Below are 13,436 nucleotides of genomic sequence, written 5' to 3'. Positions count from 1 at the left end.
CGAGCAATCCCAGTACAGCACTTTCGGACTTTCTGGGAAGGGATGGATCGACCGGCCCGAGAACCGACGTCGGGCCGAGCATCTTCGGCATGCGATGTCAAAGCGCGGCGGCCTCTTTCGTTCGATTATCGTGACGCCGAGCGATCGCATGCATAGCAGGATCGTAGAGCGTAGAGTCGGGCCACAAATGAGGGTCACAGAAATTGATGAGGCGACAGGGCGATTCAAAGCAGAGCGAGCCTAGACGATAGCTCGAATGGGGAAAGGCCCAACAATCTATGGCGCGGGAGTAACACCCGTCGGCGTCTATATGCTCGGCCAATCATACCGCGCACACGCCGACGCATTGGAGGCCGCCTCCTCGCACATTCGGTTGCATTTTTCGGACCACCCACGGCGCCTATTGTACTTCCAGGCGCTTGAGCACTTTCTTCGCGGCTTCCTCCGGCTCAATAGGGTGGATCCGGTTCAAATCCGGGCCTACCAGCACAATTTCACGGCAATGCTGGATTGCGGCAAATCTCATGGTTTGCGCGTCTCCGGCACCGCCGAGGAGTTCATTCGGTCCAGCACTTTCCGGAACGACTATGTGCGAATCCGGTATGACTTCAACATCGAAGAAGACCTTGACACCGACACCGATTGGGACGTCGATCCAGAAGACCTTAAGCGGGAGTCGATGAGAGAGCTTCGACAAGCGGTGTTCGAGCTTGAAGATTTTTTGGGCAAAGAGATCAATGCGACGGGCCGAGAGGTGATCCTGCCGCCTGAGATTTCTGCTGTCTACCGTTGACCATCCGGGCGGTCTTGTTGGCGAGCGCAACCGCTGCAACCTTGGCCGTTCGCCGGGTCATCAACTGCACGAGCCATGGCCGCCTAGTCCCGTTGCGCTCGGCATAACGGATGACCGCCATCGCGCCGACCACGAGCATCTGGCGCAAGTAACGATTGCCGGCTTTGGAGATGCTGCCGAGCTTCTCCTTGCCTCCGCTTGAGTTTTGCTTCGGCACGAGCCCGATCCAGGCCGAGAGGCAGCGCCCCGACTTGAAAGCATGCGCATCGGCGATGGTCGCCACGAACGCACTCGCCAGCAACGGGCCTACGCCTGGTATCTCCATCAACCTGCGACCAAGCTCGGTCTCTCTCGCACTCGCCCGGACCCTTCGATCATTCTCGAGTATCTGCGCCTTCACGACCATGAGCTGCGCCTCGAGCATCTGCAGGCAGAGCCGTGCGTCAGCTGGCACCCTCGGGTCATTCTCGTCGTTGATGACGGCAAGCAGCTGCTCGATCCCGCCCCGACCGATCGGCGCCACGATACCGAACTCCGAGAGATGCGCCCGCAACGCGTTCGATAGCTGGGTACGCTGGCGGTTGAGCATCAACCGAACCCGGTGCAACATCATCACACTCTGCTGCTCGGGCGTCTTCACCGGCACGAAGCGCATGGTCGGCCGGGTCACGGCCTCGCAGATGGCCTCAGCATCGGCCGCATCGTTCTTCTGCCGCTTCAAGTAGGGCTTCACATACTGCGCAGGAAGCAGCCGCACATCATGGCCTCGTGCAATCAGTTCTCTAGCCCAATAGTGCGAGGAGCTGCATGCCTCGATCCCCACGAGGCATCGGGGCAGATTCTCGAAGAACCCCAAGACCCGCCCACGGGTCAGCTTCCTGCGGGCGACAACCTCGCCAGCCGCATCCACGCAGTGCACTTGAAAGACCGACTTCGCGATATCCAGACCAATCGTCGTAGCAATTCCCATGGCAGTTCTCCTCCAGCTCTAACCCCGCGACTATAGCCGCAAGGGGGTGGAGAGCCGTCCACCGCATCAAAAACGGAACCTCCGCTTTCGGGATGTTTGCGCGAAAAGCCGACCACCAGCGCTATGCCCCCCGCTTTGCGCCAGAAGCGGCCCTTGCTTTGAGGGCGGCGGAATGCCGCGTAATCTTATTGGAAGAGCGGGCGAAACGGCCAACTATGGACGAACTGCCGGCGAGCAGCCGAAGGATTGACGTGCCAGCTTTCGCAGCGCGGCGCGCTCAGACGGCGATTTGAAGCGTCCCGTAACGCTTTACCTCAGCCTCGATCTCCCTGACCAGAGTCTCTAGCGCGGGGTTCCTGGGGGTGCGCGCGCGCCTGATGACATAAGCCAGGTCTGGAGGCTTGGGGAATTTGTTGTCGACAATCTCCATGTCGGGCTGCAGGTACCGCTGACTCAAGAGTGCCACGCCGAGGCCCGCTGTCACGCCTGCAATGATTCCGGCTGCGCTGGAGCATTCGAATACGGTTTCCAACACCGTATCCTCGTCCTGCCCGACGTCGATGCCCCAGCGCCGGTAAAAGCAATTTTCATCGAAGGAAAGAAATGGGACCGGCTTCCCGCTCGACAGAACCAGATCGCGGGATTTCACCCAATGCAGCGTCTCGCGGAACAGGAGGATGTCGGCGGGGCGGACCTCGTGCTGGAATACCTGGATGATGGCGGCATCAAGGGCTCCCTGGCTGAGCTGCTCCTGCAACACGAGGCTCATGCGCACCCGAGTTCGGACGCTCACCTCCGGGTAGAGCCGGCGAAACCGGCCAAGAATGCGCGAAAGGTCCGTGCAGGTCGTATCCTCGGTCATTCCCAGCGCGATCTTGCCTTGCAAAGAGCTTTTCGACAGGCTCAGGACCGCTTCGTCATGGATGCCCAGAATGCGCCGCGCATAGCCAAGCAGGTCCTGTCCGGCCGTGGTGAACATCGGCGCGTTTGCTTTTCGGGTGAGGATTTCGCAGTCGAGACTCATTTCGAGTCTCTTGATCTTGTGGCTGACGGCCGACTGCGACAGGCCGAGAATTTCGGCCGCGCGCGTCACGCCGCCGTGCTTCTCGATCGCGACCAGTGCGCGCAAGGCGTCGACATCCAAGCGGCGGCTCATCAGTCCGGCCATGACAATCCTCGCTCGAAACTAAAGAGACACGCCAATTTCTGATCCTCCGATGCCTTTCAGGCAAGCCAGTATGGCGATTTTTCTGACCGCTTCATGATCGGATCGAAATTTGTCATGTGCAAACCCGCGCTGGTGCCTTCAATGGTCTGAGCCAACGTCGGCCATGCTCCGCTTCGGGGTCACGGGCCGGCTTGAACAAAGAGATTTCATGACGCTCCTGCAAACCAAGATCCATCGCCTCGTATGGCCAACAATGGCGACGGCGCTGGTCGTAAGCTGGAGTTCCGGCTTCGTCGGCATCCGCTACGCCAGCGAGAATGCCGATGTCATGCTGGTGCTGTTCTGGCGGACCTTGATATCCGGATTGATCCTCCTGCCATTTGCTCTCCTGATCGGACCGCGCGTCAACGCCCGTGCCCTGCTCCAGCAGATTGTCTTCGGCGTGGCGACGATGTTCCTCTATCTGGGCGGATTCGCGCTTGCCATCGGCCAGCGGGTGCCGACTGGCCTTGTCGCACTGATTTCCGATCTTGTGCCTCTCGCCATTGCAGCCTTGTCGCAGCCGGTTCTGGGACATCGATTGACCGGGAGACAATGGGTCGGAACGGCTCTCGGAGTGACCGGCGTTCTCATCGTCTCGCTGGACAGCCTGACCCTCGGGACGGCCCCGGCTTGGGCATATGCGCTGACTGTTGTGTCCATGGCGGTTCTGGCGCTGGCAACGGTGGTTCAGAAGCGGATGGGGACGATCAATATGCCCATTCATCAGAGCCTGTGCATCCAATGCTTGACAGCGGCGATCCTTTTCGCCGCTTGCGCCGGATGGAATGGCGGGCTGATGCCGCCCCTCGATGCCCGTTTCGGGTTCGGCATTGCCTGGCTGGTGCTATTTTCGACCTTCTGCTGCTACGGCATCTATTATGCAAGCCTGCGCCTCTACACGGCCTCACAGGTCAGCAGCGTGATCTATCTCAGCCCACCGGTGACGATGCTCTGGGGCTGGTCGATGTTCGGCGAGCCACTTTCGAAGCCGATGCTGGTTGGCCTTGCGGTGACACTGTTCGGCGTCTGGTTCACCTCGTCGGGCAGCGCGCGTCGAAGGACTTTCAGCTCAGTCAGCATCATGTCGGCTAATCACCGAGGCGAAATCGACCTCATGATTGATGGCGATCCACGTCAGCGTCGCTTCACCCATGGACATCAAAGGAGGTAGTTTCATGAAACTCACAGAATTCAAAGCCCTGACCTTCGACTGCTACGGCACCCTGATCGATTGGGAGTCCGGCATGATCGACGGCCTTAAGCCGCTGACTGAAAGGGCTGCCCGCAGCTTAAGCCGGAACGAGATTCTCGAGGCGCACGCCCGGCACGAATCCAGTCAGCAGAAATGGACGCCGGGGAAACGCTACCGCGACCTCCTGCCCATCGTTTACAAGCGACTTGCGGAGGAGTGGGGTGTCGTCGTCACTCGAGAGGAATGCGTGGCGTATGGGGAAAGCGTGAGGGAATGGCCGGCTTTTGCCGACTCCGCGGAAGCCTTGCAGTACCTCAAAAAGCACTACAAGCTGATCATCCTCTCCAACGTTGACAACAAAAGTTTCTCGTTTAGCAACAAGAAGCTCGGCGTTGATTTCGACGCGATCTATACGGCGGAAGATATCGGCTCCTACAAGCCTTCCGACCGGAACTTCGACTATATGCTCGAAAAGCTCGGTACAATCGGAGTCGAGAAGCGAGAGATCCTACACACCGCGGAAAGCCTGTTCCACGATCACGCTCCCGCAAACCGCCTCGGCCTGACATCGTGCTGGATCTATCGCCGGCATGCGGATCAGGGCTTCGGCGCCACGATGAACCCCGGCGATGTACCGACGGTGGATTTTCGCTTCGACAGCATGGCCGACCTCGTGAAGGCGCACGCTGAAGAAATACGGGGCTGATGTTCGAACCGCCAAACAGCCTATTGCGTGACACCGCGCGCCCGAGCCGATCTGGAAGGAGACAGTCGCGGACCGATGGTTGCCAAGGTCCACTTCGAGAGTTTTTCAAGCAATTCGTCGAAAGCAGCCCGCCGGCTTCCGGGAAGCAGATGCTCGGAAGCAGCCACTATCTGCGGCCGATAGGCCGGCGAGGGAACTGATGTTCCTTTAATCCTGGCCTGGGGATCGTGAAGGTAGGGTGATCTGAGCCCAAGAAACTGGACCGTTCAGATTTGGAGTTTTCCGCCGTAATTTCCTGGCTGATCCCGGCACGCCGGCAGATCTCCGCCACCGGAATCCCATACGCTCCCTGCTTCAGAATGAACGCCTTCTGCGCGTCCGAAAACTTCGATGCCTTCATCGTCTTCCGCTCCTCTCCCAGCCAGGAAATTACGGCGGAAAACTCCAAATCTGAACAGTCCAGTTTCCGGGGCTCAGATCAACGACCAGCCGAAGGATGTCCGCGCCACACTTGCATACCGTGGGCTACCTGAGGCCAGCAGCCGCAAGCGCTCGGTAGACTGACCCTCGCCCGATGCCGAGGGACGCGGCGATCTCTGACACGGACTTCTGCTGCTGGAACAAGACGACCGCCTCACCGGCCTTTGCTCGCGCCGTCGGCTTCCGCCCTTTGTATTTCTTCTCTGCCTTCGCCTTCGCGATGCCTTCCTTCTGTCGCTCTCTCATCAGGTCCCGCTCGAACTCGGCGAAAGCGGCGAACATGTTTAGCATCAGCCGACCGTAGGCTCCGGTCGTGTCCAGCGTCTCCTTGCCAAATTGCAGCACCTTCAGCCCGACGCCGCGTCCATGCAGGCCATCGACGAGTTCGCCCAAGGTGCGTGTATTGCGTGCCAGGCGGTCAATCTTCGTGACCACCAGCGTGTCGCCCTTGCGCAGGAACTTCAGAGCACGGTCCAGTTCCTTCCGATCCCCAAGAGCCGACACCTGCTCTGAAAAGACTTCCTCGCAACCGGCGACCTTAACATCACGGACCTGTGCCTCCAACCCCGCCACCTGTTCTTCCGTTGAAGTTCTCGCGTAACCGACCTGCATCCGACCCTCCGTGTCCAATAGCACCTAGACTGTTGAGTCAGATGTGCCCAAAAGTCAATACCAACCTTATTGGACGGCACATGAGCTGCGTTCCCGAACGTCCGATAGACCCTGCCCATGTGGACGTCTAGCCAGCAATGCATCGTTGGATCGACACGGCTTCCGCCTGCGCCGCCGCACTGATGAACTAGTGGGGGGTTCAGGATCATCATAGGATTTCACTGAACGACGGCATTGGGGCGCGATGCAGCCATGACTTCTTTTGGGCCGGTAACGGACCGGCAGCTTCGGGCCTCGGATCTTCAATAGCGGACCTTCAAGTCGCTGCGAGTATCGTCGTGACGTGACCCAAACGAGCCATTCCGGCAGGCAAGCTCTAATGTCTCGAATGTGGTGACTACGACATTGGTTACACCTCGCCGTATCAGCGGTCCATCAAACGTGCGGAAGAAGGGAATTGCTGGTGAGGTCGGTTTCCTTTCAGAACAACCAATACTATGATCCGCTGGGGCGAGGCCGACGATGGATCGCAAGCTTTCCGCGATTTTAGCCGCAGATGTAGTGGGCTATTCGGCTCTGATGGAGCGCGATGAGGCCGGTACATTCGAACGCCTTCGTGCCGGGCGCAAAGAACTGTTCGAACCCGAAATTGCTCGCCACCACGGCCATATCTTCAAGCTGATGGGCGATGGGATGCTGGCCGAATTCGGCAGTGTCGTCGATGCCGTCGAATGTGCAGTGTCGCTGCAGCGCGGCCTGTCCGAGCGCAACGCCTCGCTTCCCGAGTCGGAACAGATCCTGGTGCGGATCGGTATCAACCTCGGCGAGGTGATCGTTGACGGCGACGACCGGTATGGCGATGGGGTCAACATCGCGGCCAGACTTCAGCAGTTAGCGAAACCGGGCGGCATCTGCGTCTCGGGAAAAGTGGCCAAGGAGGTCGAGAGGAAGCTAGCGTTCACATTTGAGTCAATGGGCGAACAGAGGGTTAAGAACATCACCGAACCAGTTCGGGCGTATCGCGTACTGCTTGATCCAGCGGCAGCGGGCAAGACCCTCCATGCTCGCCGCCAGCCGCGCGCCTGGCGTCTTCCAGTCGCGGCGGGTGTTCTCGTCCTGGCTCTCGGCCTTGCAGTAGCATGGTGGCAGCCGTGGGAGAGGCCTGCACAGCTTGCCGTTCCGACCGTCAGCGAGGCAGCCGACACCCGGCCCTCGCTAGTCGTCCTGCCCTTCGACAATCTCAGCGACGACAAGGAACAAGAATATCTCGCCAACGGCTTCACCGAGGATCTGACGACCGCACTGGCGCGTGTGCCGGGTCTTTTCGTCTTCTCCCCCAACGCGGCCTCCGCTTACAAGGACAAGGACCCGAAGGAGATTGCGGCGGCATTGGGCGTCCGATACCTGCTGAAAGGCTCGATTCGCCGCGTCGGCGACGACATGCGCATCAATGCGCAGCTGATCGATGGCTCGACTTCCAGACATCTCTGGGCGCAGCGTTTCGACGGCCGGTGGGCAGACGTATTCGCGCTGCAGGACGGCGTTGTCAGCAGCATCGCGGGTGCGCTCCAGCTCCGCCTGGTGAGCGGCGCGCCGGCTACCCGGGCCGGAGGCACCAGTAATCCCGAGGCCTATGAGGCCTATCTCAAGGGGATGGACATCTACAACCGTATCAACACGCCCGCGGAGTTTGCGCAGGCTGTGAAGTATTTCCAGCAAGCCGTGCAACTCGACCCCGATTTCGGCGCGGCGTACGCCCAGCTCGCCTGGGCCTACTGGGACGCGGATGTCGGTCGGGTCGTAGTAATGGGGCTTACGACCGACGTGGCCCAGGGCAAGATCTATGAAACCCTGGAAGCGGCGGCCAGGGATCCTTCGCCGGGCTACTATCAGCTCGTCGCCGAGTTGATGGTCCGCGAGCACGACTCGGACGACGCAGTTACCGTTCTTCTGAAGTCGGTGGCGCTCGATCCCAGCGATACTTGGAATTATCTCTCGCTGGCCAATGCTCTGAATTTCAACGGCAGGCCGAAGGAAGTGCTTAGCTATCTCGATGCGGCTGCGCGCGTCGACCCAAACTCGTGGATGGACTACAGGCGCTACCAAGCCGGACTGGCCGAGTTCGGCCAGGAGAAGTTTGAGGACGCGGTTCGCTCTATCGAGAAGATGGACCTTATATCGGCCGATCCACGGGCGAAATTTTATGCCCTGCAGGTCCTTATTTCGGCTTATGGGCATCTTGGGCGCACAGACCAGGCCGCGGCGGCTTTGGAAACGCTTAGGAAGGTTGTTGGGCGGGTGGACAGGGGGCCGAGCCAGTTGATGACCCAGGATTACATGGTGTTCAAGAATACGGCCGATATCGAACGCCTTTTGGCCGGGCTGACCAAGGCAGGTGTGCCAGAGCTGCCGGCATTGGCAAAGGCAGGCATGAATCCGAAGGACCGGCTCACAGGGGCGGAAATAAAGTCTCTCATGTTCGGGCACGAAACGCGCGGAAAATTGGTAATGCCCACGTTCCTGCCGATGCAGCGCACAACCTCGGTCGACGGCGCCGTCAGCGAGACCGTTGGCCAGAGGAGCAGCGTAGGAACCTCGTGGGTGCAAGGCGATTTCTTGTGCAACGCCTTTCCCAGAGAACTGACAAGCTGTGGGGCGATTTTTCGCAATGTGTTCAGGACGCCGGGGCGCGACGACGAATACAAGGCCGTTTACCGCGGGGACCAGTTCGAGTTTTCGGTCGTCAAGTGAACTCCCAAATGCCGCAAGGCCGTAAGTCTGCTTGCCGAGTAGACGCGACGTTGTTGGCATAACTGCAAACGTCGACAATTGGCGCGAGTGCGCCCATTACCGTGGTCCACTTAATCGGACACGCCGCAAGTCGCAAGTCGGTAACCTTTCGAACAGAATCCTCGGAGGCGGCTCCAGGCGAGACGTACAATTTGCGGGCTCGGATCGGGCGCTGCGGCTGTGGAGGGCGGCATGGGAGAAGGACCATGCCTAGTTGGAACCGAGGCCACATTGTTGGCCAGAAGCCTCCGCTCAAGCCACGAGAAGTCTGGAGCATCCGGACGCGACTGCAGGTATCAGGCGCAGAACGCGATCTTGCGCTGTTCAATCTCGCGATCGACAGCAAGCTGCGCGGTTGCGACTTGGTCACGATCACCGTCGGAGACGTCGCCCTTTCGGGTAGCGTGCGTGATCGGGCGGTTATCGTACAGAAGAAGACAGGGCGGCCAGTGCAGTTCGAGATCACGGAGCAGACACGCGCGGCCGTCGGTGCATGGATAGCACGCCGAGGCCTGACCGAAAGGGATTTCCTTTTCCCCAGCCGGGTTCGCGCTAAGCCGCACATGTCTACGAGGCAGTATGGGAGGATCGTAGGCAGATGGGTGGCCAGCATCGGCCTCGACCCGAAACGATACGGTACGCACTCAATGAGGCGGACAAAGGCGTCGCAGATCTACAAGAAGACCGGCAACATCCGAGCTGTGCAACTGCTTCTCGGTCACACGAAGCTGGAGAGCACCGTCCGTTACCTCGGCATCGAAGTCGATGACGCATTGGCGATCTCTGAACAGGTTGAACTCTGAAGTATGCGGAGCGGCGCATTCACAAGCGTCGCTCCGTGACCCGATGCGGACGCTTGATCACTAGGAGCGTATCGTCCGCTGCTGCCAAAAGCTGTCACCGCCGCGGTAACCTGTCGGTCTCCGAGCCCCCAATTCTTCGAGAGGGACCTTCCAGCTTCGACAGAAATCCGGGCCTACAGCATTTCCCCGGCATCTGAGTTAATATTGCGGGTGAAGGATCCGAATTCAGCCTTGGGAGAGCTGTGTGGACGTTGCCGCTTGGTTGCGAGGCCTCGGCCTCCAGCAATACGAGCAGGCATTTCGCGACAACGCGATCGACGCGGAAGTCCTGCCGGAACTGACCGATGCCGACCTCGAGAAGCTCGGTATGCTCCTCGGTCATCGCAAGCGATTCCGCAAGGCGGTGGTGGGGCTGGGGCCGTCGTCAAGCCGTCCCGACGCGAGCACCGATGACATCACGGCTCGGAGCCGCACCCGGGAGCTAAGCGCGGAGCGTCGACAGCTGACCGTCATGTTCGTGGATCTCGTCGGCTCGACGGCGCTGTCGACGCGTCTGGATCCCGAGGACCTACGTGAGACCATCGGAGCGTATCACCTCTGTGTCGCCGATACGGTCGCCCACTTCGGCGGCTTTGTCGCCAAGTATATGGGCGACGGAGTCTTGGTGTATTTCGGCTACCCGCAGGCGCACGAGAACGCCGCCGAGCAGGCGGTGCGCGCTGGCCTTGCTCTCGTCAATGCCGTTAGGCGACTCCCGGAGCCCGAGCCATTGCGGGTTCGTATCGGCATCGGCACCGGACAGGTCGTCGTTGGCGATCTGCTCACCGCCGGCGAAGGGCAAGAGCGCGGCGTCGTGGGTGAGACGCCGAACCTCGCCGCCCGCCTGCAAGCTCTTGCCGAACCCGACGCGGTCGTGATCGGGCCTCAAACGCGGCAGCTGGTCGGCGATCTTTTCGAATATCGCGATCTTGGCGCCGTCGAGGTGAAAGGCTTTCCGGAGCCGATCCATCCCTATCAAGTGTTTCGTGAGAGCGCTGTCGAAAGCCGGTTCGAGGCGCTGCATGGGACGACGCCCACGCCGCTAGTCGGGCGTGAGGAGGAGGTCGAGCTGTTGCAGCGCCACTGGCATCGCACGAAAAGTGGTGAAGGTCGTGTGGTGCTGCTCTCGGGCGAGCCCGGCATCGGAAAGTCGCGCCTCACCGTCACCTTGCAGGAGCGGATACAGAACGAGCCACACACCCGCTTGCGCTATTTCTGTTCGCCGCACCATCAAGACAGCGCGCTCCACCCGACCATTGCGCAGCTAGAACGTGCCGCCGGGTTGGAACGCGACGACCCACCTGAGAGGAAGCTGGATAAGCTTGTGGCCATGCTTGCCGCGGCCTCGCCTGAGGACGTGGCGCTGCTGGCCGAGCTGCTGTCGTTGCCGACCGAAGGCCGTTTCCCGCCTCTCCAACTGACGCCCCAGCGTAAGAAAGAGAAGACCTTCGATGCGCTGCTCCGGCGGCTCGAAGACCTGGCGCGACAAGGTCCGGTGCTGATGCTCTTCGAGGATGTGCACTGGATCGACCCCAGCTCGCGCGAGCTGCTCGACCTGGTAGTCGAGCGGGTGCAGCGCCTGCCAGTGCTGCTTCTCCTCACGTTCCGCCCCGAGTTTCAACCGCCGTGGACCGGGCAGGCGCACGTCACGGTTCTTGTCCTCAACCGGCTCGACCGTCGTGAAGGCGCCGCGCTGGTCCGGCGGGTCGCCGGCACCGGAGAGCTGCCGAGCGACGTTGTCGCGGAGATCATCGAGCGCACTGACGGGGTGCCACTGTTCGTCGAGGAGCTGACCAAGGCGGTGTTGGAGGGGGGCAACACCAGGACAGTGCTCTCAAGAGTTGCTGCGACGGCGCTGAACGTGCCCGCCACGCTGCATGCCTCGTTGATGGCGCGGCTCGATCGCCTCGGCTCAACCGTTAAGGAGGTCGCACAGGTCGGCGCGGTTGTCGGTCGGGAGTTCTCCTACGAATTGCTGGCAGCGGTCGCACAGCGAAATACCGCTGATCTAAATGGTGCACTGGATCAACTCGTCGGCGCCGGTCTGGTGTTCTGCCGCGGGACGCGGCCATTGGCTACCTACCTCTTCAAGCATGCGCTCGTTCAGGACGCAGCGTATGGCACGTTGCTGCGCGCTAAGCGCCAGGAGCTACATAAGCGTGTCGCAGATGTGTTGGAGGAAAAGTGGACCGAAATCACTGAAGCGCAACCCGAGCTCCTCGCGCACCACCTTCAGGAGGCTGGGGATTGGGCGGGCGCGCTCGATCACTGGCAAAAGGCGGGAAGGGCCGCCTTGGCCAGAGCTGCCACTCGGGAAGCCGTGTCGCACTTTGCCAGTGCCATTGACTGCAGCAGGAGACTTGGCGATGTGTCCGGCGGCGCCGAACGGATGACACGTCTCCACCTTGCGATGGCTAATGCCTTAATGCAGGCTGAAGGGTATCGTTCTGAGCGCCTTAGGAAGACGCTTGAAGATGCACGTCTTGTCGCCGCGAACACTGCATTGGTCGAATTGCAATGTGACGTTGCGCTTTCACTCGCTCCATTTTTTTATGCCACTGGGCGCAATCACGACTATCTGATGCTCGCCGATGAGCAGCTAAAAAAAGGCGCCGATCACCTTCCTCCAGGCTATTTGAGTGCCCTTTTGGCGACAAGGGGGATGGCTCATTATAACCGGGGAGAACAACCGCAGGCAACGGAGGCTTTGCGGAATGCCTTAGATCTGATTGATCGTGTTGACCCAAGTTTTCGAATTTTGTTCGCCGGTGCGGATCAACGTGTCTCTACCCAGGACTATCTTATCGGTTCGCTGATCATTTTGGGCTTCATCGACGCTGCAGCCGAAGATAACGAGCGCTTGGTTCGAAATGTTGACCAATTCGACAAGCCCTTCGACTTAGCCTGGCGTCTTCTCGCTCAGTGCGATTTTTATGCGCTACTCGGTCAATACGAGGAACTCCTTGAGAACGCTACGAAGATCGTTGAGATTTGCGAACGGCATGGCTACACGGCGCGTCGAAGCAGCGGCGTTCGGTGGCGTGGTCATGCCCGCTCGCATTTGGGCGAACTGGATGCCGGCATCGATGACGTCCGGGAGAGTTTGGTTCTTTGGCGTGGGCACGGCGTCGTATTTCATACCCCTGAGAAAGCATGCGAACTTTGTGATCTGCTCCTGCGCGCCGGTCGCATCGAAGACGCATCGAAAATGCTCGATGATGTCGATACGCTCGTTTTCGATACGGACGAGGCGTGCTCCCTTGCAGAATGTATTCGCCTTCGTGGCCAAATCGCCGCGGGCAGAGATGACCTGACGGGTGCCGCGCACCTATTCGAAACAGCGATTGCCATTGCCCGTCGGCAACAAGCGAGACTCTTCGAGCTTCGCGCCGCAACGCAACTAGCACCAGTTCTGGCACGTCAAGGTCGTGCCCATGAGGCCGCGACGCATCTGCAAGCGGTGGTCCACACATTTAACACTAGGTATCCAATCGTCGACCTCATCGCGGCACAAAGGGCGCTGGACGCCCTGAGCCGTTGAGGTCGCACCATCTGCATCGGTTCCGACAGCGTAGTTTGCGAGCTTGGCTCATTGCGCACCCGAGACGCGCGTTAGTCCGTTTGGACTGGAATGTAACGGAATGGTTGAGATGAGACGTTCACGCTTGTCCCCGCGTAGGTCCGAACATGGCGCTAAGCAGACTATCCAGGCCACGAATAGTGCTGCGAATTCCATTCTGCCGGCAAGTGCTGAAGCAAATTGGCGGTGATCATCGTTGCGGGTTGGCGTCCGTCGAGTACCATCTCGACCAGCGCAGGCGAAAGCAGAGTAAGCTGCAAT

Annotated in this window: 8 protein-coding genes and 2 pseudogenes; 6 read left to right on the top strand and 4 right to left on the bottom strand. The window is 60.0% G+C overall.

Features of this window, described 5'->3' with window-relative positions; genetic code table 11:
- Positions 1-256 precede the first annotated feature (256 nt).
- Positions 257-793 (top strand): hypothetical protein, encoded by a 537-nt coding sequence (locus B5V02_RS40180; RefSeq protein WP_146606137.1) that lies wholly within the window; start codon positions 257-259, stop codon positions 791-793.
- Here B5V02_RS40180 and B5V02_RS22570 read toward each other — a convergent pair.
- Positions 735-1,763, bottom strand: coding sequence for an IS110 family RNA-guided transposase (locus tag B5V02_RS22570; protein ID WP_111546309.1), 1,029 nt, complete (start codon positions 1,761-1,763; stop codon positions 735-737). The genes B5V02_RS40180 and B5V02_RS22570 overlap by 59 nt on opposite strands.
- A gap of 277 nt (positions 1,764-2,040) precedes the next feature.
- A complete protein-coding gene (locus B5V02_RS22565; protein ID WP_111546308.1) occupies positions 2,041-2,931 on the bottom strand; it encodes a LysR family transcriptional regulator in 891 nt (296 codons plus the stop codon).
- A 208-nt stretch (positions 2,932-3,139) separates the two neighbouring features.
- Between B5V02_RS22565 and B5V02_RS22560 the strand changes: the two are divergent.
- Both B5V02_RS22560 and B5V02_RS22555 read left to right on the top strand, forming a co-directional pair.
- Positions 3,140-4,065: pseudogene (locus B5V02_RS22560) on the top strand (DMT family transporter).
- Between the two features lie 83 nt (positions 4,066-4,148).
- The gene (locus B5V02_RS22555) at positions 4,149-4,871 is read left to right on the top strand and encodes a haloacid dehalogenase type II (protein ID WP_111546640.1); all 723 of its coding nucleotides are present in this window, start codon (positions 4,149-4,151) and stop codon (positions 4,869-4,871) included.
- A gap of 295 nt (positions 4,872-5,166) precedes the next feature.
- Here B5V02_RS22555 and B5V02_RS22550 read toward each other — a convergent pair.
- Both B5V02_RS22550 and B5V02_RS22545 read right to left on the bottom strand, forming a co-directional pair.
- A pseudogene (locus B5V02_RS22550) lies at positions 5,167-5,271 on the bottom strand (transposase); the annotation flags it as partial.
- 125 nt (positions 5,272-5,396) lie between these two features.
- Positions 5,397-5,963 (bottom strand): recombinase family protein, encoded by a 567-nt coding sequence (locus B5V02_RS22545; RefSeq protein WP_111546307.1) that lies wholly within the window; start codon positions 5,961-5,963, stop codon positions 5,397-5,399.
- A gap of 522 nt (positions 5,964-6,485) precedes the next feature.
- Between B5V02_RS22545 and B5V02_RS22540 the strand changes: the two genes are divergently transcribed.
- From B5V02_RS22540 to B5V02_RS22530, 3 genes are all read left to right on the top strand, one after another.
- The gene (locus B5V02_RS22540) at positions 6,486-8,714 is read left to right on the top strand and encodes an adenylate/guanylate cyclase domain-containing protein (protein ID WP_111546306.1); all 2,229 of its coding nucleotides are present in this window, start codon (positions 6,486-6,488) and stop codon (positions 8,712-8,714) included.
- A gap of 245 nt (positions 8,715-8,959) precedes the next feature.
- Positions 8,960-9,556 (top strand): tyrosine-type recombinase/integrase, encoded by a 597-nt coding sequence (locus B5V02_RS22535; protein WP_111546305.1) that lies wholly within the window; start codon positions 8,960-8,962, stop codon positions 9,554-9,556.
- 244 nt (positions 9,557-9,800) lie between these two features.
- Entirely contained in the window at positions 9,801-13,136 is a 3,336-nt protein-coding gene (locus B5V02_RS22530; protein WP_111546304.1) for an AAA family ATPase, read from the top strand.
- Positions 13,137-13,436 lie beyond the last annotated feature (300 nt).

Source organism: Mesorhizobium kowhaii, from assembly GCF_003253745.1.
GTDB classification, from domain to species: domain Bacteria; phylum Pseudomonadota; class Alphaproteobacteria; order Rhizobiales; family Rhizobiaceae; genus Mesorhizobium; species Mesorhizobium kowhaii.
The sequence above is the reverse complement of the archived record's forward strand: the minus strand, read 5'-3'. Positions and strand labels throughout refer to the sequence as shown.

Excerpts from the sequence above, each read along its gene's own strand:
- B5V02_RS40180 (WP_146606137.1), top strand. The coding sequence starts at position 257 with ATGGGGAAAGGCCCAACAATCTATGGCGCGGGAGTAACACCCGTCGGC.
- B5V02_RS22570 (WP_111546309.1), bottom strand. The coding sequence starts at position 1,763 with ATGGGAATTGCTACGACGATTGGTCTGGATATCGCGAAGTCGGTCTTT.
- B5V02_RS22565 (WP_111546308.1), bottom strand. The coding sequence starts at position 2,931 with ATGGCCGGACTGATGAGCCGCCGCTTGGATGTCGACGCCTTGCGCGCA.
- B5V02_RS22555 (WP_111546640.1), top strand. The coding sequence starts at position 4,149 with ATGAAACTCACAGAATTCAAAGCCCTGACCTTCGACTGCTACGGCACC.
- B5V02_RS22545 (WP_111546307.1), bottom strand. The coding sequence starts at position 5,963 with ATGCAGGTCGGTTACGCGAGAACTTCAACGGAAGAACAGGTGGCGGGG.
- B5V02_RS22540 (WP_111546306.1), top strand. The coding sequence starts at position 6,486 with ATGGATCGCAAGCTTTCCGCGATTTTAGCCGCAGATGTAGTGGGCTAT.
- B5V02_RS22535 (WP_111546305.1), top strand. The coding sequence starts at position 8,960 with ATGCCTAGTTGGAACCGAGGCCACATTGTTGGCCAGAAGCCTCCGCTC.